The sequence below is a fragment of the Aurantibacter sp. UH7 genome (genome assembly GCF_056839165.1).
In genome coordinates this window covers 1966676-1990706 of the sequence record NZ_CM166388.1, presented here as the reverse complement: position 1 = coordinate 1990706, position 24031 = coordinate 1966676, and the positions used below count along the sequence as shown (strand labels likewise).

Annotated in this window: 20 protein-coding genes; 5 read left to right on the top strand and 15 right to left on the bottom strand. The window is 33.9% G+C overall.

Going from position 1 to position 24031, the window contains the following annotated elements:
- Window positions 1-146 precede the first annotated feature (146 nt).
- Genes UH7x_RS08470 through UH7x_RS08460 form a run of 3 tightly spaced genes read left to right on the top strand, consistent with a single transcriptional unit; the run spans window position 147 to window position 3433 of the window.
- Complete coding sequence (locus UH7x_RS08470; protein ID WP_482363292.1) at window positions 147-1859, top strand: GMC oxidoreductase; 1713 nt, start codon at window positions 147-149, stop codon at window positions 1857-1859.
- The gene (locus tag UH7x_RS08465) at window positions 1859-2506 is read left to right on the top strand and encodes a gluconate 2-dehydrogenase subunit 3 family protein (RefSeq protein WP_482363291.1); all 648 of its coding nucleotides are present in this window, start codon (window positions 1859-1861) and stop codon (window positions 2504-2506) included. Before UH7x_RS08470 ends, UH7x_RS08465 begins: the two co-directional genes overlap by 1 nt.
- 12 nt (window positions 2507-2518) lie before the next feature.
- A complete protein-coding gene (locus UH7x_RS08460; RefSeq protein ID WP_482363290.1) occupies window positions 2519-3433 on the top strand; it encodes a hydroxypyruvate isomerase family protein in 915 nt (304 codons plus the stop codon).
- A 75-nt stretch (window positions 3434-3508) separates the two neighbouring features.
- On the opposite strand, the gene UH7x_RS08455 is transcribed toward UH7x_RS08460, so the two are convergent.
- From UH7x_RS08455 to UH7x_RS08395, 13 genes are all read right to left on the bottom strand, one after another.
- On the bottom strand, window positions 3509-4876 hold the full coding sequence (locus UH7x_RS08455) for a TrpB-like pyridoxal phosphate-dependent enzyme (protein WP_482363289.1): 1368 nt from the start codon (window positions 4874-4876) through the stop codon (window positions 3509-3511).
- 769 nt (window positions 4877-5645) lie between these two features.
- The gene (locus UH7x_RS08450; protein ID WP_482363288.1) at window positions 5646-8129 is read right to left on the bottom strand and encodes a ribonucleoside-diphosphate reductase subunit alpha; all 2484 of its coding nucleotides are present in this window, start codon (window positions 8127-8129) and stop codon (window positions 5646-5648) included.
- 42 nt (window positions 8130-8171) lie between these two features.
- Window positions 8172-9158, bottom strand: coding sequence for a ribonucleotide-diphosphate reductase subunit beta (locus UH7x_RS08445; RefSeq protein WP_482363287.1), 987 nt, complete (start codon window positions 9156-9158; stop codon window positions 8172-8174).
- A gap of 418 nt (window positions 9159-9576) precedes the next feature.
- On the bottom strand, window positions 9577-11847 hold the full coding sequence (locus UH7x_RS08440) for a hypothetical protein (protein WP_482363286.1): 2271 nt from the start codon (window positions 11845-11847) through the stop codon (window positions 9577-9579).
- A gap of 57 nt (window positions 11848-11904) precedes the next feature.
- The gene (locus UH7x_RS08435; RefSeq protein ID WP_482363285.1) at window positions 11905-12381 is read right to left on the bottom strand and encodes a T9SS type A sorting domain-containing protein; all 477 of its coding nucleotides are present in this window, start codon (window positions 12379-12381) and stop codon (window positions 11905-11907) included.
- Between the two features lie 171 nt (window positions 12382-12552).
- Window positions 12553-13473, bottom strand: a complete 921-nt coding sequence (locus UH7x_RS08430; protein WP_482363284.1) for a hypothetical protein — start codon at window positions 13471-13473, stop codon at window positions 12553-12555.
- A 3-nt stretch (window positions 13474-13476) separates the two neighbouring features.
- Window positions 13477-13701, bottom strand: a complete 225-nt coding sequence (locus UH7x_RS08425) for a hypothetical protein (protein WP_482363283.1) — start codon at window positions 13699-13701, stop codon at window positions 13477-13479.
- A 432-nt stretch (window positions 13702-14133) separates the two neighbouring features.
- Window positions 14134-14349, bottom strand: a complete 216-nt coding sequence (locus UH7x_RS08420; RefSeq protein ID WP_482363282.1) for a hypothetical protein — start codon at window positions 14347-14349, stop codon at window positions 14134-14136.
- A gap of 201 nt (window positions 14350-14550) precedes the next feature.
- Entirely contained in the window at window positions 14551-15009 is a 459-nt protein-coding gene (locus tag UH7x_RS08415; RefSeq protein ID WP_482363281.1) for a hypothetical protein, read from the bottom strand.
- A 51-nt stretch (window positions 15010-15060) separates the two neighbouring features.
- The gene (locus UH7x_RS08410; RefSeq protein WP_482363280.1) at window positions 15061-15426 is read right to left on the bottom strand and encodes a DUF4870 domain-containing protein; all 366 of its coding nucleotides are present in this window, start codon (window positions 15424-15426) and stop codon (window positions 15061-15063) included.
- Window positions 15427-15445: 19 nt separating this feature from the next.
- Window positions 15446-16066, bottom strand: coding sequence for a hypothetical protein (locus UH7x_RS08405; RefSeq protein WP_482363279.1), 621 nt, complete (start codon window positions 16064-16066; stop codon window positions 15446-15448).
- 14 nt (window positions 16067-16080) lie between these two features.
- Window positions 16081-16422, bottom strand: coding sequence for a hypothetical protein (locus UH7x_RS08400; RefSeq protein WP_482363278.1), 342 nt, complete (start codon window positions 16420-16422; stop codon window positions 16081-16083).
- 187 nt (window positions 16423-16609) lie between these two features.
- Complete coding sequence (locus UH7x_RS08395; protein WP_482363277.1) at window positions 16610-18145, bottom strand: hypothetical protein; 1536 nt, start codon at window positions 18143-18145, stop codon at window positions 16610-16612.
- 118 nt (window positions 18146-18263) lie between these two features.
- On the opposite strand from UH7x_RS08395, the gene UH7x_RS08390 reads away from it, so the two are divergent.
- Window positions 18264-18821, top strand: a complete 558-nt coding sequence (locus tag UH7x_RS08390) for an RNA polymerase sigma factor (protein WP_482363276.1) — start codon at window positions 18264-18266, stop codon at window positions 18819-18821.
- Window positions 18814-19542, top strand: a complete 729-nt coding sequence (locus UH7x_RS08385) for a tetratricopeptide repeat protein (RefSeq protein WP_482363275.1) — start codon at window positions 18814-18816, stop codon at window positions 19540-19542. The genes UH7x_RS08390 and UH7x_RS08385 overlap by 8 nt, the downstream gene beginning before the upstream one ends.
- A 15-nt stretch (window positions 19543-19557) precedes the next feature.
- On the opposite strand, the gene UH7x_RS08380 is transcribed toward UH7x_RS08385, so the two are convergent.
- Window positions 19558-22419: a CHAT domain-containing protein gene (locus UH7x_RS08380; RefSeq protein ID WP_482363274.1), complete on the bottom strand. Its 2862-nt coding sequence runs from the start codon at window positions 22417-22419 to the stop codon at window positions 19558-19560.
- A gap of 103 nt (window positions 22420-22522) precedes the next feature.
- Window positions 22523-23305 carry a hypothetical protein gene (locus tag UH7x_RS08375; protein WP_482363273.1) on the bottom strand — a complete coding sequence of 261 codons (783 nt, stop codon included), beginning with the start codon at window positions 23303-23305 and terminating at the stop codon, window positions 22523-22525.
- Window positions 23306-24031: the final 726 nt, after the last annotated feature.

The window sequence follows — 24031 nt, the reverse complement described above, 5'->3', positions numbered from 1 at the left end:
ATTTGTTGAAACATTAACTATATAAAAAAACCTTAAAAATATTCATTTAAACTTTTAGTATATTGACGAATATTCAAAAGACTTAAGGTTTAAATGTAGAAATTTAATTTAATATTTAATAAATTTAGACGATAAACAATTTATACATGAATAAATTCTATTATAACGAGGAACAAGATTCTTATGATGCTATAGTTGTAGGCTCAGGAATTAGTGGAGGATGGGCCGCCAAAGAACTCTGTGAAAACGGTTTAAAAACCCTAGTATTAGAGCGTGGTAGAATGGTAAAACATATCGACGACTACGAAACAGCAAATATGGACCCTTGGGATTTTCCAAACGCAGGTAAACCTACCCAGGAAGATATTGCGAAACAAGAGAAGCAAAATAGGACTGGCTACACTACCAATGGTGCTAGCAAAATGTGGTTCGTAAATGATTTAGAACACCCTTATAACGAAATAAGACGATTTGATTGGATGCGTGGCTATCATGTTGGTGGACGTTCATTACAATGGGGCCGTCAAAGTTATCGTTGGAGTGATTTGGATTTTGGCGCAAATAAAAATGATGGTGTAGCTGTAGATTGGCCAGTACGTTATAAAGATATTGCACCTTGGTATGCCAAAGTAGAAGATTACATTGGTGTTAGTGGTGAGGCATTAAACCTTCCGCAACTACCTGACAGTAATTTTTTACCACAAATGGAATTAAATTGTGTAGAAGAGCATTTTAAAGAGCAAGTAAAAGCAGGTTTTGAAGATAGACCTGTAACCATCGGTCGTGTTGCACACATTACGGGCACAAAGAATTTTGATGGAAGAACTAAATGTCAATATAGAAATCGATGTATTCGTGGTTGTCCTTTTGGAGGTTATTTTAGCAGCCTTTCATCTACTTTACCTGCCGCTGAAGCTACGGGCAATTTAACACTAAGACCCGATTCTATTGTTCATGAAATTATTTATGATGCCGACACCAAAAAAGCTGTTGGTGTTAAGGTAATTGATAGAATTACTAAAGAAACACATGAATTTAAGGCAAAAGTAATTTTCCTTTGCGCATCTGCAATTGCTTCCGCTTCTATTTTAATGCAATCTAAATCTGATCGTTTTCCTAATGGTATGGGTAATGACTCTGACCAATTAGGACGCAACATAATGGACCACCATTTAGGTGTAGGGGCTTCAGGAAAATTCGACGGTTTTGATGATAAATATTATAAAGGCAGAAGACCTAATGGTGTTTACATTCCACGTTTTAGAAATATTGGTGGTAAAACTAATAGAACCGACTACAAAAGAGGCTTCGGCTACCAAGGTGGTGCCAGCAGAGGCAACTGGGAAGATTTAGTTGCTGAATTAGCTTATGGAAAAGATTTAAAAAATGCTGTTGAAAAACCAGGAGGATGGAGAATGGGTATTGGCGGTTTTGGTGAAGTACTTCCGTACGAAGACAATAGAATGACATTGGATTACGACAAGAAAGATGCATGGGGATTACCTACTGTTACTTTTGATGCCGATTTACAAGAAAACGAATTTAACATGCGTAAAGACATGCAAAATTCTGCTGTTGAAATGTTAGAAAAAGCAGGGTTTAAAGATGTTGAAGGTCATGACGGACCTACCGGATTAGGGCTAGGAATTCATGAAATGGGTACCGCTCGAATGGGTCGCGACAAAAAGACTTCAGTATTAAACGGAAATAATCAATTACATGATGTTGCTAATGTTTATGTAACAGATGGAGCTTTTATGACGTCCGCTGCTTGTGTAAACCCATCATTAACTTATATGGCATTTACTGCCCGTGCTGCTAACCATGCGGTTGCGCAACTTAAAAAAGGAAATATATAATGGATAGAAGAAAAGCACTCAAGAATATGGGCGCGGCATTGGGTTACACCATTGCCACCCCTATATTATTAAGTATAGTACAAAGTTGTAAAGGCGAAAATGCTGTTACTTGGACTCCCGATTTTTTAACCGCTGATCAAGGTGCAGCTATAACAAAATTGGTAGACATCATATTACCTGCAACAGATACGCCATCTGCTTCAGAACTTCAAGTCCATATATTTATTGACAAGTTTGCAAATGAGGTAATGGACAAAGAAAAGCAAGACTTTTTAAAAATGTCTATGGATAAATTTCTAAGCAAAGCACTAAAAACTGCTAGCAAAGAAAAGGCTGGTGATTTAAGCACTGAAGAATTAGAGGTTACATTAGCAAGTACATTAAAAGTTTCTAAAGAACAACAAGATCAAAATTCTGAGGCTATAGCTGATTACAACAAAGCAATTGTCGCTTATGCAAAAGCAGAATTAAGTGATGATGCAGCAGCATATGCCTTTGCCAGTGAATTGCGAGGTATGACAATTTGGGGTTATAAGAGTTCGGAATATGTTGGAGAAAAAGTCCTAGCCTATTTACCAATACCAGGTGAATTTATAGGTTGTGGTGATCTAACAGAATTAACCGGCGGTAAAGCGTGGTCATTGTAAACAAAGATGAAAATGAAAAGAAGAAGTTTTATTCAAAAAACTGCGCTAACAACTGGTGCGCTTTCTATGACTGGCGTTCTATCACATGCTAACTTAGCAGAAACATCTGCAGCGCATAAATTCAATCTAAAATATGCACCTCATTTGGGCATGTTTAAAGGATTGGCTGGTGATGATCCAATTGATCAAATTAATTTCATGGCTGATCAAGGTTTTACGGCTTTTGAAGATAATGGAATGATGAAACGCGATATAGCTCTGCAAACCAAAATGGGTGAGACTTTAGCGAAACGCGGAATGACAATGGGTGTTTTTGTAATTGACAAAGGCGGTAATATGACAAATACACTGGCAGCCGGAAAACAAGAATATATTGATATCTTTTTAGATGGATGCAGAAAAGCTGTGGAAACTGCAAAACGTGTGAATGCAAAATGGATGACCGTTGTGCCTGGTGGTTTCGAAAGAAAACTACCAATTGGCGTACAAGATGGCAATGTAATTGAAGCACTAAAAAGAGGTGCTGAAATATTAGAGCCACATGGATTGGTGATGGTATTAGAACCACTTTCTGATTCTCCTGATTTATACTTACAAAATTCAGATCAGACGTACATGATTTGTAAAGGAGTAGATAGCCCTTCATGCAAAATTCTTTTTGACATTTATCATATGCAAAAGACCGAAGGTCATTTAATACATAACATGGGTCTAACTTGGGATGAAGTTGCCTACATTCAAATAGGAGACAATCCCGGAAGAAAGGAACCCACAACTGGTGAAATAAATTATAAAAATGTATTCAAATGGATTCATGAAAAAGGATTCGATGGAGTTTTAGGCATGGAACACGGCAACTCTAAAGAAGGTAAAACTGGAGAACAAGCTGTAATAGATGCTTATAAAAGTGAAGATGCTTTTATGTGACATTTAAAAGAGTAGTAAACAAAAAAGGGTTTCCGCATTGGAAACCCTTTTTTCATTTAAATACTACAAATACATTTAATTCGGTATTTCCGGAGTATTTAATCTAGCTATTGAGGCATTGATTTCTTCTTGTGACAATTCGTGTTTTACAATTTTACCATCGAAATAATCATCATAAGCTTTCATATCAAAATTACCATGCCCACATAAATTGAAAAGTATTGTTTTAGAAACACCTTCTTCTTTGCATTTTTTTGCTTCTGCAATTACGGTCGCGATACCATGTGTAGCTTCTGGCGCTGGTATAATTCCTTCTGTTTTTGCGAAAAGTACCCCAGCTTCAAAAACTTCTACATTATCATGAGCTACTGCTTCTATTAGATTATCCTTTAAAAGCTGACTAACAATAACCCCAGCTCCATGATAACGCAAACCACCTGCATGAATTGGCGCAGGTACAAAGTCATGACCTAAAGTATACATCGGTAGCAAAGGTGTCATTCCACCCGTGTCTCCAAAATCATATCGAAATACACCTCTTGTTAATTTAGGACAGGAAGTGGGCTCACTGGCAATACATCTTATGTTTTTTCCTTCTTCTAAGTTCAATCTTAAAAATGGAAATGCTAATCCTGCAAAATTTGAACCACCTCCAAAGGGCGCAACTACAATATCAGGCATATCGCCTGCTTTCTCCATTTGCTTAATTGCTTCTTGACCAATAATAGTCTGATGTAATTTTACATGGTTTAAAACACTTCCTAAAGCGTATTTGGTGTCTTCCCGTTGAGCGGCCATTTCCACAGCTTCTGAAATTGCAATCCCTAATGAACCTGGGCTGTCTGGATCTTCAGCTAATATCTTTCTACCTGCCTCAGTTAAATTTGTTGGTGATGCAAAAACATTTGCACCCCAAGCATTCATCATAGACTTTCTATACGGCTTATGATGGTAGGAAAGTTTAACCATATATACATCACATTCTATTCCGAAATGTTGACAAGCAAAACTTAATGCGCTACCCCACTGACCAGCACCCGTTTCAGTTGTAATTCGTTTAACGCCCTCCTGCTTACTATAGTAAGCTTGAGGAACAGCTGTATTTGGTTTATGAGATCCCGATGGACTCACGCCTTCATACTTGTAATATATCTTCGCTGGAGTATCTAAAGCCTTCTCTAACTCATAAGCTCTATATAGTGGAGTAGGTCTCCATAACGAATATAGATTTCGAACTTCATCAGGTATTGTTATCCACTTTTCTGTGCTAACTTCTTGTTCAATAAGAGCCATTGGAAATAGAGGAGCTAATGCTTCCGGGCCTATAGGCTCTAAAGTACCAGGATTTAATGGAGGCAAAGGCTTATTGGGCATGTCCGCAACAATATTGTACCAACTCTCAGGAATCTCACTTTCATCAAGGATAATCTTTCTTTTCTTCATTATTCTCTTTTTAATTTTAAATTAAAACAAAGGCTAACTCTGCTTTTTAGGTAGTTTACAGCAATAATTGTGCATTTTATCGACTACTAATTGTTCAAAAATACCTTTCATCGAATTTTTTAACCGTTTTCGACATACAACATACTATAAAAATAAGATAATTCTCAAATCGTCCGTTATCCTATCATAACCTATTTAAAACTTATGCTATGGTCCCTTATCTTTTAATTGCTGCTTACGTTTTATTACTTTTTGTTGGAAGACTATATTACCGCAAATTTTCAAATTCAAATTTGAAGAATAATGGTAATCTAAGCGAGGCATAATCCTACTAACATTCGTTAAAAAGTACCTTTTTTCCGATTTAGTGTAATTTTGATAAACTATTTGCGTTACTTATACGTATATAGTTTATCAAAATTTATCTAAACATGGACAATTATCTAATTATTTTAATGATTTACATCGCTGCATATATGTTTTCAGTAGCGTTGCGCCCGTATATTAAAAAATAATACACAAGCTTAATAATCATTTTACTTTTCCTCTTTTATTACACAATTTCTTTGTGTATTTTTTTATTTCTCCTTTTTTTAAGATATAATTCCTTCAAGCTGTAAAGAAAAGCAACTATTTCTCAAGCTTAGCATTCAAAATTCATCTTTTCTAAAACTAATAAATTTTTACAAGAAAAAACCCCTGTAAAAACAGAGGTTTTGTTATGTACATAAATTTTTACTTTCGTTTACCAAAGTAATCTCATTTAGATCTAGGACCCACACATTAAACAATCATCATCTGCCTGACCTGCTTTAGATTGTGCTATTAATGCTTTCATTTCTTCAGCACTCATTGGCTCTACATTTGGTTCTTCTTGTGATACTGGTGTTGTTTTAACGGCGAGTTCTTTTGCATTCTCGGCTACTGGAGTTGCAGCTTCAACTTCTGCTTCCGCTGCAACACTAACAGGTACTTCTTTTTTCTTGGTATTATCTAATGTAAACTTAATAGCATCTACGGCAGCTTTCGTTCTTAAGTAGTACATACCCGTTTTTAGTCCGCTTTTCCAAGCATAAAAATGCATTGAGGTTAACTTACCATAATTGGCATTTTCCATGAATAAGTTCAATGACTGACTCTGATCTATGAAATATCCTCGTTGGCGACTCATATCAATAATGTCCTTCATACTTAGCTCCCAAACCGTTTTATACAATTCTTTAATTTCTGTCGGAATTACATCAATATGCTGTACCGAACCATTGGCTCGCATTAATTCTTGTTTTAAACTTTCGTTCCAAAGACCAAGATTCACTAAGTCTTCTAATAAATGCTTGTTTACTACTATAAACTCGCCCGATAGTACTCTTCGCGTATAAATATTAGAAGTATACGGCTCAAAACATTCATTGTTACCTAATATCTGAGAGGTAGATGCTGTTGGCATTGGAGCTACTAAAAGTGAATTACGAACGCCATGTTTTTTAACTTGAGAACGTAACTTACCCCAATCCCATCTGCCGGATAAATCTTCATCTTTTATATTCCACAAATTATGTTGAAATAGACCTTGTGAAATTGGCGAACCCTTATATGTTGAATACGGACCTTCTTCTTTTGCCGCTTCCATGGAAGCTGTTACTGCAGCGTAATACAAAGTTTCAAAGATTTCTTGATTTAGTTCCTTAGCCTTATCACTAGTAAAAGGTAAACGCAACAATATAAATACATCTGCTAAGCCCTGCACCCCCAAACCAACAGGACGATGGCGCATATTCGAATTTTCTGCTTCTTTAACCGGATAGTAATTTCTATCGATTACACTATTCAAGTTTTTAGTTACTCGTTTGGTAACACGATGCAATTCTTTATGGTCGAATTCGCCATTTTTAACAAACATCGGCAGAGCTATGGATGCCAAATTACATACAGCAACTTCATCTGGTGAAGTATATTCTAATATTTCGGTACATAGATTTGAAGAACGAATTGTTCCTAAATTTTTCTGGTTACTCTTACGATTGGCAGCATCTTTATACAACATGTATGGCGTACCTGTTTCAATCTGAGATTCTAAAATCTTCTCCCAAAGCTCTCTTGCCTTTATTGTTTTTCTACCTTTATTTTCTGTTTCGTATCCGAGATATAACTTTTCAAACTCTTCGCTGTGATGAGTGAAAAGACCAGGACATTCATTGGGACACATAAGTGTCCATTCCGCATCAGCTTCTACCCTTTTCATAAAAAGATCTGGAATCCACATCGCATAAAATAAATCACGTGCCCGCATCTCTTCTTTACCATGATTCTTTTTTAAATCAAGGAAATCGAAGATATCTGCATGCCATGGTTCCACATAAATCGCGAAACTACCTTTACGTTTTCCACCTCCCTGATCAACATACCGAGCCGTATCATTAAATACACGTAACATGGGTACAACTCCGTTAGAAGTACCGTTGGTGCCTGCAATATAAGACCCAGTGGCACGCACATTATGAATAGAAAGACCTATGCCACCAGCACTTTGCGATATTTTTGCTGTTTGCTTAAGCGTATCATAAATACCTTCGATACTATCATCTTGCATTGCCAAAAGAAAACAAGAAGACATTTGTGGTTTTGGCGTACCCGAGTTAAATAAAGTTGGTGTGGCGTGTGTAAAATACTTTTTAGACATTAATTCGTAGGTCTCAATAGCAGCATCTAAATCATTTAAATGAATACCAACTGAAACACGCATAAGCATGTGTTGTGGTCGTTCTGCAATTTTACCGTTCAACTTTAAAAGGTACGATCGTTCTAAAGTTTTAAATCCGAAATAGTCATATCCAAAATCACGATTATAAATAATTGTTGAATCTAGCCGTTCTGCATTTTCAGATATTACCTTAAAAACCTCATCTGAAAGCAAAGGCGCCTTTTTACCTGTTCTTGGATTTACATATTTATACAAATCCTCCATGGTTTCAGAAAAGGATTTTTTTGTATTCTTATGTAAATTGGATACCGAAATACGAGCAGCCAATTTCGCAAAATCGGGATGTGTTGTAGTCATCGTTGCAGCAATTTCAGCAGCAAGATTATCCAACTCTGAAGTTGTAACCCCATCGTACAAACCTTCAATCACCCGCATTGAAACCTTAATAGGATCAACACGCTCATTAAGACCATAACACAGTTTTCGTACCCGTGCGGTAATCTTATCAAACATCATCGGCTCTCTTTTACCGTCTCTTTTTAGTACGAACATAGGGTCTCTTTTTTTTAGGTTACTAATTGGTTTTAAACTCGATTAAAAATCAGCATCGAAACTAATTTTCTGAGAATCAACATCTTTATCTGTATTCAACACGCCTGCCTTTTGATATTCAGAAACTCGTTTTTCAAAGAAATTTGTTTTTCCTTGTAAGGATATCATATCCATAAAATCAAAAGGGTTTGTGGCATTATATACCTTATCACATTCTAATTCAACCAATAATCTATCTGTCACAAATTCTAGATATTGCGTCATCAATTTAGAATTCATGCCAATTAGACTAGCAGGCAACGATTCTGTAATAAATTCTCTTTCAATATCTAAGGCATTGGTTAAAATTTGGGTGATACGTTCTTTAGGCACTTTATTAATCAAATGCTTGTTATGCAAGTGCACCGCATAATCGCAATGCATACCTTCGTCTCTAGAAATTAACTCATTTGAAAAAGTGAGCCCTGGCATAAGCCCTCTTTTTTTCAACCAAAATATAGAACAAAAAGCACCCGAAAAGAAAATACCTTCAACTGCCGCAAAAGCTATTAATCGTTCAGCAAAACTTGGTGAATCTATCCATTTTAAAGCCCAATCTGCCTTTTTCTTGATTGCCGGAAAATTTTCAATTGCTTTAAATAGAATATTTTTTTCCTTTTCATCTTTTACATACGTATCTATTAAAAGTGAATAGGTTTCTGAGTGTATGTTCTCCATCATGATTTGAAAACCATAGAAAAACTTAGCTTCTGAATACTGGACTTCACTCACAAAATTTTCAGCCAAATTTTCATTTACAATTCCGTCAGAAGCCGCAAAAAACGCCAATATATGTTTGATGAAATATTTTTCATCATCACTTAGTTTATTATTCCAATCATTTACATCTTCACTTAAATCTATTTCTTCAGCCGTCCAGAAACAAGCTTCACATTTTTTATACCATTCCCATAAATCGTGATGTTGAATTGGGAAGATTACAAATCGATCTTCATTTTTATCTAAAATAGGTTCTACTGCTGTTGACATATTTCTTTATTGTTTTTAACTACTATATTTTACACTACAACCATCTACTAAGCATATTAAAACACTCGCACATACTACTTGTTAGCCTTGTAATTTTTTCTCAAAATAATGAGAAAAAAGGCTGATTAAAGTAAAATCAAATTCAAACTTTAGTTAAGAAAGGGTGCTTGTTGAGCCGTTGTGTACACAAATATGGAGAATAAAGCAGCTGGATGAAAGACAGTTAACACAAAACAGTTACAAAGTTTTTAACACTGCTTGTTGAAATGTACGATGGTTTGTGATGTTTATTGACCTGATCAAAAGTTTAGCTTTAAAGTAAAAATCAGTCTAAAAAAACAAACCAAAAAGTATGTTTTAAATATACTTTTTGGTTTGAAGATTTGATGAATATTTATTACATTTTTAATGAGGCCCACTAGTTTTTATAAACAACAAACATAAACATGGCGTCAGTATTAACTCCTGTTATATCTTTTGTATTAACAAGTAAATCTGTTCCGAGAGCATTTATTCCTATAAATCCTACAGTACCCGTATTACGTGTTGCGATTGTAGTATAACCTATATTATAATTGTATATTTCCCCTGCAATTTTAATTCGATATCTCCCTGCTCCATTTTTAATTACTGTGAAATTTCCAGTACCAGAATAAATACTTCCATCATCATCTATATTTCCATAAGCAATGGGTACCATATTGGCATTGCCCGTAGAAGTTCTATTTAACTCACCCGAAATTTTGACATCTCCAACAACATCTAATTTAGTACTAGGATTTACGGTACCCACACCAACGTTTCCATTTGGGATTACTGTTACTTTAGGATTTGCATTGGTAACCAAATGTACCTTACCCGTGTTGTTACCTCCACCTGTTCCAAAATCCATATCCTTATTCCCATAGAAAACACCTGAATACCCAACATAGCCAGCAGGAGTATGATAACTCACCCAATTATCAACACCTGAAGTCTCTAATTTAAGCAGGTTAAAACTGGTACTATTAATGTGTAAATCTACATCGGGATTATCTATACCGATACCCACTTTCCCACTATCGAAATAAATATCACTACCATTTTCCGACCACAAAGAACTTCCGCCACCACCAGTTTCATCTGTACCTGCAACCCAATTACCTAACGCAGCATCCCACTTTGCAACTTGACCATCAACTGTACCCATTAAACCATCAACAATGCCGTCATCACCAACTAACAAACCATGTCGAGTAGTTCTATTAAAATAATCGCTTAGATCAACACTTCCGTCACCATCTTCAATAGAAAGTACATCCCCAGTCAATACCAAACCTTGATCATCCGTATCTACCAAACCGCCAGAAGCTAATTCCTCTATAGCTGCTTGTGTATTCAAAGCCGCTAGACCAGTACCTGTATTATCAAAAGGAACTTCGGATGCTTCTTGATTATCCGTTCCTCCCGGCGGGATAATTGTAGAAAGGTCGACACTAGCGCCATCTGTAATTTGTAGGGTCGTACCTAAAAGTGATAAATCTTGATCATCCGTATCCACCAACCCACCAGAAGCCAATTCTTCTATTGCTGCTTGCGTATCACTAGCAACTAGACCAGTACCTGTATTATCAAAAGGAACTTCGGATGCTTCTTGATTATCCGTTCCTCCCGGCGGGATAATTGTAGAAAGGTCGACACTAGCGCCATCTGTAATTTGTAAGGTAGTACCTGAAAGTGATAAATCTTGATCATCTGTATCTACTAACCCACCTGAAGCCAATTCTTCAATCGCAGCTTGCGTATCGCTTGCGGCAAGACCAGTACCTGTATTATCAAACGAAACTTCAGACGCATTCTGATCGTCCGTTCCTCCTGGTGGAACTATAGGAGCTAAATCAATTGTCGACCCATTACTTATTGTTAATTCTGTTCCTAAAAGTGAAATATCTTGAATCTCATTATTTGGGTCTGCATCTGCATCGGTACCTCCACTAGGTATTGTTACCGTTCCACCATCTGAAAGACTTAAAACGTTTGTCACAGCATCAAAACTTAAGGTTTGTATTTCATTAGTTGGGTCCGAATCTGCATCAACAGTTCCCCCTGTAAGTTTTCCATCGATATATGTTTTTATTGCTTTCTGAGTGGGCACCTTTTCATCGCTGTTACCAGCCAATGTAACATCTGTTGAAAATTCATTGATCGCTGCACCCTCTGACAATGAAAGATCTTTAGAAGCGTAAAGCGATCCGGTTACAAAAACATTGCCTCCATTTTTATTTTCGATATCATCTCCAATGGTATGCCATTTATTGTCGGCAGAACTTAACGCATATGGCACTGCCATCATCTCTGTTGTCCCAACCTCACTACCATTCATTGTTATTGTTGCTAAGGCTGCTCCTGCACCCCACGGCAAACTTTTAAAATCGCCATTTATTACTGCACCATTACCAATCTTAAGACTAAAAACACCATTTGCATCTGTGGTAATATCATGACTTTCTTCATACTCGATACTCGCATCTGAAGGTCCAACTTTTAACGTAACACCTATTGTCATAGTTTCACTAATCAATAATTGCTGATCTGCATTTCGCGCTACACCTTGGTAATTTATAAAATTCTTTTGCCCATCTTGAGCAAGCGCCATCGCACTTAAAAACAGTGTGATTACTAAAATGATTGGAGTGTAAATTTCTTTCATAATTTCTAAGTTTTGCCCCATAAAAAAACCACAGCAATGCAGCTTTTACAGGTGATGTTATCTTTTAATGACTTTAAATAGTTTTTCTTCTTTATCGTTCTCTATTGCCAAACGAAGCACATAAACCCCACTCGCCAAATGACTAACATCTATTTGATGCCCTAGATTCTCCGCCTCAACTTTTTCTTTGAGAGCCATAATGCCATTTACAGTAAATAGTGTTACACCATAAATTGGATTATTGTTTGTTTGGATATTTAATTCGCTATCCATAGGACTCGGATAAACAACAATACCTCCTAGTTCTTTGTCTTCTGTTATAGTTTCTACAAAAAGTGATCCAGCCCAAAAACCTTGATCTACAGATTCATCAGCAGCTATTAACCCTACTATGGGTTCACCTATCGTAAAACTGATACTATTAGAATCATTGGATAATATTAAACCTGCTGTACTTACAGTATTCTTGGCCATCGTTTGACCAACTGTGGAAAGTGTGATAAGTAGAAAAATAAAAGTGAGTAGAATTTTCATCATATTGCGCTTTAGTTTTCTTTTGATGTTTTAAAAAACTAAAGGTTAACAGTACTATTGAAAATAGTTTTTAACGCAGACCAACAAGGGCAAATTCGGCCTAAATAAAAAAACTGAAAAGTGGAAAGGTTCCACTTTTCAGTTTTGATAAGATAGCTATTAAGAAGTCTATTATATTTTGATATGTAAAAATAAACACACATTTAATGCTTCGCGATCTATTCGAATTTGACTATTTAAAAAACCAGCCTTTTTCGCTAAATGCAAAAGTTGTTTTCCAGTTCTATGGATGAGATGCCAGTCTCCCATTATCTCTAAATAGTTTCTACTAGGATTATTTTCTTTATTAAAATTACCTAGGACTATTTCTCCACTTGGTAGTAATTTGTTTTTAAGACACTCCAATAACAAAATCAAAGCATTATCATTAATATAATTACACAGCCCTGCAGACCAAATAACATTGTGTTTTTTGTCTGTATCATAATTAAATATATTACTATGAATATATTCAATATGATGATTATATTCTGTATTTAACCCTTTTGAATAGGCAATAGCATAATCATCTAGCTCTACACAGGTCGTATTTATATTACAAGTATTTGTCTGATCAGAATACAATTCAAATAATTCTCTACCGGAGCCACTTGCGACATTAAGTATTTGCAAGTCTTTATTGACTTTACTTTTGTCTCCAATAAATTTTTTGAAATATTCTTTACGATTACGTATGGCTTTGGGCACTGTTTGTTTTTGAAAATACTCGTCCCATATTCTAAAGGCTGTATTCCGTGTTTTAGATTCTGTGTAAATTTTATCTATCAACATAAAATCACCGGGATATCCGTAGGGCCTTCTTAGCACATGGCCTTGTAGCGTCTCCGCTAAAAATTCTTTCTTAAAACTCGTGCTAATCTCTAATATGTCTGATTTTAAAATTGCAGCATTTTCCATATCACAACTAACTTCGTACAATAAATCGTTTAGTTTTTCAAAACGGTCATTACTCCAATTTTCCTTTCTTACAAAATGTTTTAACTTATCTAAAAGTACGGTGTGACTATCTTTTTTATGAAGAATTGCGAACATAGCTTAGAATTTAATTATTCTTAAAAAATTAAAAATCTCTAATATATCTATATCAAAAGCCTTCTTTAAATCGCGCAACATACTGTATGTTACAAAGCCAATTATTAATACCAGTTCAAAACTCGCAATGTACCATAGATTTACACCTTGTGTAATTTCAGCTAAAGGTTCAATAAATAATAACATCATATTAAAAATAAGTATGACTATAATTATTGAAGTCTTCATAGCTAATAATTGTTGGTTAATAATTGAAGCTTTACATTAATATAGAATTAACATTAAGCAGGTTAAAAAACTTAAAAATGCAATAGTTGATAATGTGGCATAAACAAAAAACGCTTTCATAGTCATATCGATTTATTAATTAATGTTCTAAATAATTAAAGGTTAACATTTTTAAAACTTGAGAATACTATTCCTGTAAAATTCGGGGAAGAATTAACCTATTTTAACTGTTACAATATAAAAACAAGTCCATATTCGAAGACTTATAATTGTATAATCGGTAAGAATCTGTGTAGGATTGGTACTAATTTTAAAAATGAAAATACGACCCGATTTTATTTTCTAAGATTCAATGCTGAATTTTAATAATTAGACAATACTATTCTTCTAATCACCTAAAAGGTCAACATATCATAATAGCTATAAAAAACACTATTTACGAATTGGTAGTTTTGATACAGCAAGAGCCGAATCAGTTACCATCTCAACATTTTCAGGATCCAAATTAAAACAAGCATCAGGATTCATGGCACATCCTAATATGCACGTTTCGGGAGTATCTTCACATCCTTCGGTATTTTTAGTGCAGGCCATAAAAATTGTAAATAGTCCGACTACCAAAACTGCAAATAAAATTTTTGTTTTCATGATGTTTATATTCAAGATTATTACAAAATATTCTATGTAAAAACAAAAGGAGAACTAGGGAACAAAATCCCTATCAAATAGGAGGAAAGAATTTACTTTTATTAACTGAGTACAATATAAAAACAAGATTATCAGTGTAATATAAAATTGTATAAATGGTAAGCGAAGTTGTATTATTGGTAAGCTATATATTCACGCTTTTCATTCAAGTATAATTTCAAAGTTCCAATTCTTAGCATCCTTGTAACCTTTAGATATATTTGGTGCTTTTACGGCCCCATAAACCCCAGTAGCTAATATGGCTGCTCCAGCCAAAAGAACTGGTAATTGACCAGACACCATTGTAATAAAAAAAGCAAGACCTCCAATATGCAAAAAATTAACCTTTACCATAATGGTATTCAGCAAAGGGTGTTTTCTAATAATGCCTATTTCCTTTAAATCAAGAATAACACCACCTACTACAATACTGTTTTGATTTAGAATACTAAATCTGCCAGCAAACTTTTCGCCATTTTTTGTAACTACCTTTATTCTTCGTTTTTCCTTAAATACCACTTCCTGGCCAGAATCAAGGTTGACAATACGTAATTTTTCTTCCTGACTAAAGCTGTTCAGACAGCATATAAATAAGAGTAATGCTAGAATAATTATTTTCATTTGATATTCTTTTCACTATTCATAGCACTGCAAATACAATGCAAAGGAGTATTACAATACTCCTTTAAACCACTCCTCATATTTTTTACCTAAAATTGGCGCCGGCTTTTCTTTTTCGTTGATAGCATTCATTAAAGCCATAACCCACATATATAACAAAACAAAAATGCCAACTATGTTAATAATCCAACCCAAAATAGGTATGACACCTACTACTCCTAATGCTATGCCTGTAATACAAAGCCCTAGTGACTGGCGCACATGGTAACTTGCAAAACTTAGTTTCTTTTCATTATTCATTACAAAAGCAATTACGAGCCCAATAATGGTGACATAGCTTATAATTGCTATCTTTTTTGCTTCTTCATTTATCGTAATTACTTTTCTTGTATTTAATTCTGTTTCTGTCGTTTCCATTTTTATATGTTTTTAAATTCTATTCATCTAAATCACTTAAGTCATCTAAGTGCAATTTTTCGACCATTTCCCAGGTATCATCTGGATTAATGTTTACACTTTTTACTAGTACGCCAAACCTTTTGTCAACTACAAACTGCAAACTAGTTTCATTTCTCTTTTTATAAAATGTCTGTTGCGCTTGTATTCCGTTTACATTTACAGCCTTTAGATGTTTGTTTTCATCCTCTTGTTCCATATCCATTTGGGCAGCCATTCCCATACCCGCTATCACCATACTCCCTGCCGGACCAGCACCATCAATAATATTGACAGTAAATTTCTGCTTTGCATCATCAAGTTTAAATGTGCCTTCGATTGATGCTACATTAGCGTAACCGGCCGCTCCCACCTTGAACCCTGTTCGTTCATAACCCTCAATTGTATTGGGAAGCCAATCTTTCAATTCTTCATTTGTTAGCGGCACGACATCTTTTAAATTTTCAATATCCTCTTGTGCTTCTTCCGCTTTATCTATAAGTGTTGTCGTATTTGAAACCGTTTGCTTGGCTTTAGATAACTTCTCTTTTACTTCGCGAACACATGAACAGAAAACCAACAACAAAATCACAAGAGCAATAAACTTTCCCTTATTTTTCATCTTTGAAATGTTCATTATTCACAACTTTCACTATCAATATTTGCTTTGGCTTCTTTTATCTCTTGATCAATTTCTGCCCTACTAACCGTTGGTATGCAATCATAAATATCATCTAAAGCATCTAGATACGCCTTGGCTGCACTTTTATAGTTTGCACAATTTTCCGCAGTCGGATTTTCGGAATACGCATTGGCAGCATTTGACCAAGCCTGTAACTCATTGGTATAGCCTTGCGCCCAATTTCCTCCAAAGCAGTTCCCGGCTGGATTTAATGGGTTGTCCTTACTACAACTGAATGTTAACATAATTGCTAGTCCACAACCTGCTAAAAGAATTTGTCTTTTTAAATTTTTCATCATCTTAATTTTTATTGGTTAATCAATTCAATTTATTAGCGTTCTAATTATTAGAACTATCTACATTTATTAGTGTACTAAACTTTAAAAGGTAAACATCAAAATGAAAAAAACCGATAACAATATTGTTATCGGTTCTTTCATCAACCTAACTCAAACTCTATTAATCTAATATCAAAAAAGTATTTCAATTACAAACATCACCTTCAGTTCCATTGTCGTTAAATTCATTTTCCAATTCTATAAAATTTGCGTTGGAATTAACGTTAATTCCACACCCACCACTTTGCGCAATAAGTGAATATTCAACGGTCAATTGTCCGGATTTTATATAAATAGCTGCCTTATCATTACAACAGTAGACATAATTAGAACCAGCATTTTTAACCTCAGCATATCGAATTATATTTGATGAACTATTTGTTTCGGTATGGATGCCTCGCCAAAAGCCGCTTATATCCTCTGATCCACGAAATATAATATGCTCGTTTTCTGTACCGATAGCATTAATAATTCCATTGTCGTAAACTCCTAAACCAGCATTTTCTTCAAATACTATCTCGACACCAGCTTCAATATCCAATCTTTCTTGAATATCTATAACTTGATTAATTTCTATACGATAAGGAACATCGGTAGCTTTCATGGTGATTTTTTCATTTATTCCTGAATCATCAATTATTATATAATTCTTATCGTTCCCCTGATATGATGAAGAAACACCATCTATCTCACCTATTCTCTCCATGGTCAGTTTAAGGGGGGCTAGTTCATGGGTGGTAATGATATTTTCCGAATAACCGTTAAATTCAAAATTATCAGTAGCAATTATCCCATAGGATTTGCCATTGCTTATTTCAGTATTGGTAATGGCAGCCATTCCGTCTTTTAAGTATATTGATGAAGCGTCATTACAACAATAAACATAATTACCTCCAGCATCAGATATTTGTAAATAGTTAAGGGAATTACTTAGTTTATTAGACTCAATATGAATTCCTCTCCAGTAACCTTTAGTAGCTTCTTCTCCTTGCATTACTACTGGCTCGGTATCACTACCATTCACAGTCAAGGACCCATCATCATAAACCCCGATACCAGCATTTTCATTAAATTGTATTACCACGCCAGCTTCAACTATTAAAGGTGCGGTAACATCTATTACACAGTCTACAACATAATCTATTTCCGACGGACCATTAGTTAAAGTTGTTTCTACCGTTATATCACAATCTATTTTTTGTGTTTCCGTACTGACTTGCTCCGATACTGGAGTATATTCCCCCTCATGAACCCATTTTTGGATATTTCCAGCACCGCTTGAACCCACTGAAATTCTTAAAGTATCGTCGCCTTTAAGCTCCATAAATGCATTGTAATAACTATAATCACTACCTAATTCTTCGTATGTATAATTATCGGTATCTACAGCTTCAATATCTTTCCATTTTATATCACCATCATTAAATGAAGACCCTGCCTTATCAGTAATTTTACCTTCGGTGTCTATCATTTCAATAATCATCCCGTCATTAGGAATGTTATTACTCGCAATTCTAATCCAAGAACCTGTTAATTTATCAAGAGTTAACTCTTCTTGTTGCTCTTCTTCTGGAGATTCTGGCACTACAGGTATTTCATTAGAGTCGTTTAATTCCTCTACAGTACAAGACACTAACATTAAAATAAAAAGTGAGATGTATACTACAAATTTTGTTTTCATAATCTTATATTTTTATTGATTTTACAGCTATTTGTACCCTAAACTTTAAAAGGTCAACATCTCCATTAAAAAAAATTTATATTTAAGGGATGTTTACTTCTTAATCAATTGAGCACCAATGAAAGACCAGCAGATTATTTCCCAAATGAAACAGCGGGATAGAAATGCACTTAAAGAAGTTTATAAAGAATATAAAATAGAATTTTTCAAATTCGCTTCTCGATATACTTCTGATAATGAAGTGTTAGAAGATATTTTTCAGGATGCTTTAATTGTACTTTATGAAAACGCCCAAGTAGGAAAATTAGATCAATTAAAAAGTACCTTGAAAACTTATTTATTTGGCACTGGTAAGTTTATGTTATTTAAGCATTTTCGAGATTCAAAAAAAGAGGTGCCTACAGAGGAAACTTATATTTTTGACCGCTATGAAAAACAGGTAATAAATGATGTTTATGAAGATGATGGTATGAATGATTACCAAGTAAAACTTATTGCCAACTTTAAAAAGTTAGGTAATAAGTGCCGTGAAATATTAGAACTTTTTTATCTAAAAGGAATAAAATTAGACGAGATTATGGCTATTCAAGGTTATGAAAATAAAAATGTAGTCAAAAGTCAGAAGTCGAGATGTCTTAAAACATTAAAAGAATTAATACTGAAGAAAGATGGATAAAGAAGAATTGATTAACGGATATATCGAAGGTTCCCTCTCCGAAAGTCAATTGGAAGAGGTTACATATTTACTGAACACCGATTCAGAATTTGCATCTGATTTAAAGTTTGAAGAAGATTTAAAAATATCTCTTAAAAAAGAAGAGCGACAAGAGCTAAAAGATATGTTCGCTAATTTAAACACAAAAAAAGAATTTAAAAAAGGGAAGCTAATTTTAATGCGTCCTTGGTTAGCAGCTGCCTCGATTGCACTCGTAGTTGGACTAACATCATGGTTTTTCTTCTTTAATAACAGTTCAGCCAATTTAAACGAATTATACATTAGCAACTTCTCACCTTATGAAAATGTTATACACCCTATTGAACGTGGCAATGAAATTGAAGATTTAATGAGTCGGGCTTTCACTGCTTATGAAGATGAAGATTACATCCAAGCACTAGAGCTCTTTAACGAGTTAAACGTAAAAAACAACGATACTTATATTGACTTCTACGAAGCAATTATTTTAATGCAACTAAATAGGCATGAAGAATCTATACCATTGCTTAAAAATTATATTCAGCAGAATGGTGAATTAAAAGATCGAGCACATTGGTATCTAGCATTATCTTATTTAAGGCTAGATGATGTTAATAAAAGTAAAGTTGAACTAGAAAAATTAATAGCGTTGGGCACATTCAGATTAAGTGCGGCCAAAGAACTACTGGAAGACTTGGAATAATATTTTGAAGAAAATCTACGAATTTAAAGTAGCTTTTCTTTTTCGATTAAAATAAATATAGGCACCGAATAATATTACAACTAATGAACATGCAACAATATGCCACCAAAGGTAATTCTTAGTTAATGGTGCAATATCTCCAGAAACAACAAAGGCTGACCAATAATAAGGGTGTCTTAATAAATTGTCATCTGTAACTGATAGGTATTTTAATTTAGCATCGCGTAGGGCTTTAGATTTCGATTTCCCTTTACTCAAACCTTCGTAGAAATACTCCATTAATTTTACGCTACTCTTATCATTAATCTTCCACAATGTATTAACTAACGATTTTGCTCCGGCATAATAAAAGCCTTTTGAGAGACTTAACATGCCCTGTCCTTTTTGTAATTTGCCAATACCTGTTTGGCAAGCACTTAAGGTTACCATATCTGCATTTAATGAAGTATTGTAGAGGTCTTTTATATAAAGGATATTACTAACTGAACTATCTTTTTGTTGACTAAAAGCGAGATAGGAATAATCGGGATAAGCATCATTTGCAGAAGCATGAGTGGCTAAATGAATTATATTAAAACTCTCCGAATTTGATTTAAAAGCTGCTAACGAAGCCTTATCATCTATAACCGCCTTAGTTTCATAAAATGCACTTATTTTTGAAACCTCATCATCATTATAAAGCAATTTTCCGAATTGTCGACTACTTTGAAACGCGATAGCATCATCAAAACTTGGTGCAAAAGCTAAAACACGATTTTTGTTAGATTTAGGCTTTTTGCGAAGTTCCAAAAGTGACGTAACTGAATTACCATAACCAATATTTTTAGTTTCTAACAAATATGAATCTTTCCATTGTAAGAGATCAAAAGGTAAATAGTGAAGTTCTCCATCCGGAATTATAGTTAGGTTTTCACTCTCGTAATTTTCAAGTGGCTTTCGAAGTAGTTTATTGAATAACGTTTCTCCTAAATCAGAAACTTCAGCAGCATCTTGGTCCATTGAAGGCTTAGAAATTAGTTGATAAAAATCGCTTACCAATTCTCTATCACCTTCATTAAAAGGCAACTTATAAAAATCTGATTTCGAATTATTTAAAACAATAACGTATAAATTATCCTTTGATAATATATATGAAATTAAGGTACTATTCTTTTCTAAAACAAGATTTCGAATTGTTCTTAAATTTAAAGTTGTTTCTCGATACTTTAAATCGTGATATTTAGGGTACTTATGCTTTACAGTGTCTAAAAAACTATAATATTCTTGTTTCAACTTAAAAAGCTCATCAGAAAAATTACTGATAGTATCATTCGCATCGAAAATCTCTTTTTCTAATTTGGTTATTTGTGCTCTTATTTGCGTTTCCCTATCTAGTACACCCTTTGGTATATCACTGTATTTTGTAGCTTGAGAACTACGCAAGGCCTCCAAAAGGAGAAAATCTTTACCTTTCTCACTAATATTTATAGCTAATTCCAGAAGCACTTCTGAGTGGTTCTTTTCATATGCCAAATAGACTACATCTAGCATTCTTTCAAATACAGGATAAACTTTTTCCGCTAAATACTGCTTATCTAATTTGCTGTCAAATTCCTTTTTTAGCAAGTCAAAAGTATAAAGCATATCTCGCTCCAATGAAAGTGCTATTTTTAAATATTCTTCATCTTTTGAAGATTTATACATGCCTATTAAAAGCTGAAGTTTAATATCTAAAAGATATAATAATTGGTTTTTTGAAAATACACTTTCTGCATCTGGATTCTCATTATTGCTATCTATCAGGATGTTTCTTCCTGAAAAATTAAACCCCTTTTTAATCGATTCTAAACCTTCGCCATACTTCTTTTGTTTTAATTGTAGTTCCGCAATTTTTCCGTAGACCTTTGCGACATCTTCATGCGGCTTATTTTGGCGATAAATTAAAAACTCATCAAGTGCTTTTTGATAACTCAACAAAGCCTTTTTATCCTCATTTTGCTTAGCATATAAATCCCCATAGAGCAGAAAATTTTGCTTTTGAAAAGAATCGTTTGAAAGCAAATAACTTTCACTTTCCTTTAAATAGTCAATCGCTTTTTGATATTTATTTTGCTTACTAGCATTCACTACTAGTTTTTGATAAATAGCAATAATATTGTTCTTATACTCTTTGTCATCTACATAAAGAATTTTATAATCCCCCAATATGTTTTGTAAGTGCAGATCTGCTTCTTCATACCTATTTGTAATAGTGTACAATTTGGATAACAGATGTATTGTGGCCCGTTCTAGACTTTTTGACTGAGTGGTTTTATATGTATGAACAAAACTTATCGATTGTTTAAAATAATTCTCGGCCAAATCAAATTTATCAGTGTTGGTATAAATTAAACCCAAATAATTTAAAGTATGCACAATCATTCCATATTCAATACCACTTAGTTTTAATGGGTCTTTTTCTGAATAAGCTGTATAAAGCCTTTGGAAATATTTACTTGCGTTTTCATAATCTTTTTTATCATAAAAATAACTTGCTTTATCGAAAGCAAATCTATTATCATAGTACTCTAAATCATCCAAATTATCCCTAACAGCGTCTTTGCTTAAAAGATTTTCAAAATTATTTAGATAACTTTCGTATGCTCCTAAATCATAATAATAGGTACTAGTTAAAATTGCAGATATCAAAACCTCCATCCCATCTGAATATTTCGATAGTTCTAATGAATATTTGTAGGCTGAATCAAAATAGTAATAAGAACTGTCTTTATTTATTGTACGAAGTGAAATACCTTTACTATAATATTCTTCGATTAACTGCTCTTTCGACAAACTATCTTGACATACCATATTTGGTTGCGCAAAAAATATGACCAATAATAAAACCAAATATTTCATTTGTAAACTATTATGGTATTTTACAAAAATTTTAACTTATAGAAAAACAAAAGTCCCTGTCGTTGATTGTCAGAGACTTTCATTCTATTATTTTAAGCTACTACTATCTAATTTCAACTCTAGCTGAATAATTCAATTTACCCTTTACAATTATTAAATTTCCATTTTCGAGTTCAGGTGCTTTCAAACTAAACTGACTCACCCCATTTATAATTTTATGTGCCCCTATTTGTTTTCCTTGACTAATTACTTTGCCCTCTTCTGATTGTAATACCACTTGGCGTACGGCTTCTTGATCATCAATAACATTTACCAATAATTCACCTGTATTAAACACATGTTTACATTCTAAGTCTGGCTTGCCTTGATTACAACCACCACCAGTACCTTCACCTTCTCTTATTAATCTAAATGCGACAGCTCCAATATAAATCGGTGATTTTCCACTTTCGCATTCCTCTACTTTTTTATTTAATTCGTTCAATTCACTCTTTAAACTAGTGTCTCCAGAAAGCACTTGCATTAATATGGTTCGTTGTCTTAACTTTAAATAACTACAAGAATTTTCAAGAATTGAACTTAACAATTCATTATTTAAATCAATTTCTTTTACTACACTTTCCCATGTTGGTATTAGTTTTCTACTGCCTTTTTCAATCTTAGACTCTAAGACACTCTTTTCGGTTTCTAATTTATTGATTTGTGCTAAAAGGTAATATTGATGTAAATCGAGCTCAAATATTTCTTGCGTTTCAATACTTTTATCAATAATTCGCCCTTTAATCTCTGTAGATTCTAAAAAGACTTCGTCGGTTGGATTTTCGTTAGTGCATGAGCTCATGATGAGCACGAATGCAATTGTAAATAAATAGTTCATTGCTTTCATAATTATATAGTTTATATTGGTTAATGTCTATTTTTCCAATAAGTAAACATGGTTAGGAGTGTTTTTCTAAAATTAATTGACAAATTTTCACACAAATAGAAAAATGTATAAACAGTACTTTTTACTGTACTAATTACAACCTATCAACTAATTATTACTCTTATTAAAATGAGGATGAGAAATTCATGAAAGCAGCTATCTATGAATGGCATTTTGGGGAGAATGCCTTAGTCTTACTTCTACTATTACTGCAATACTCATTTGAAATTTCAGACAGGAAAACATGAAAGAGTAGAAAAATCTTATTAGAAGCTTTTACTATAAATATGAAGCATTTTTGGAACCTAAATGAATCGATATTAATTATGATACCGCCAAGCCGTACGGTCAAACTGATGTATCTTATTCGATATACTACAAATGATGCTGATCTAGGTAGTTCCCCCGAAACCTATAATCGAGCATGCACAAAACCAACAAGTTGGTTTGGGCTCATCATGCGGCAATCATCAGTTAATCAAATTCATGTTCTTATTCATAACATAATTCTAGACCGTACCTAGTTGGATTGGCAGTTCCATAATAATGAAGCACAATTCCCCAGAATGTTACGAATGGGGAACTAAGCTTTAATTTTTTAAAAATACAAAGGGGGAATACCAAAAATACACAAATTTCAATGTATTACCCCACTAATAAACAAACTTAATCGATTGGTTTTTTATT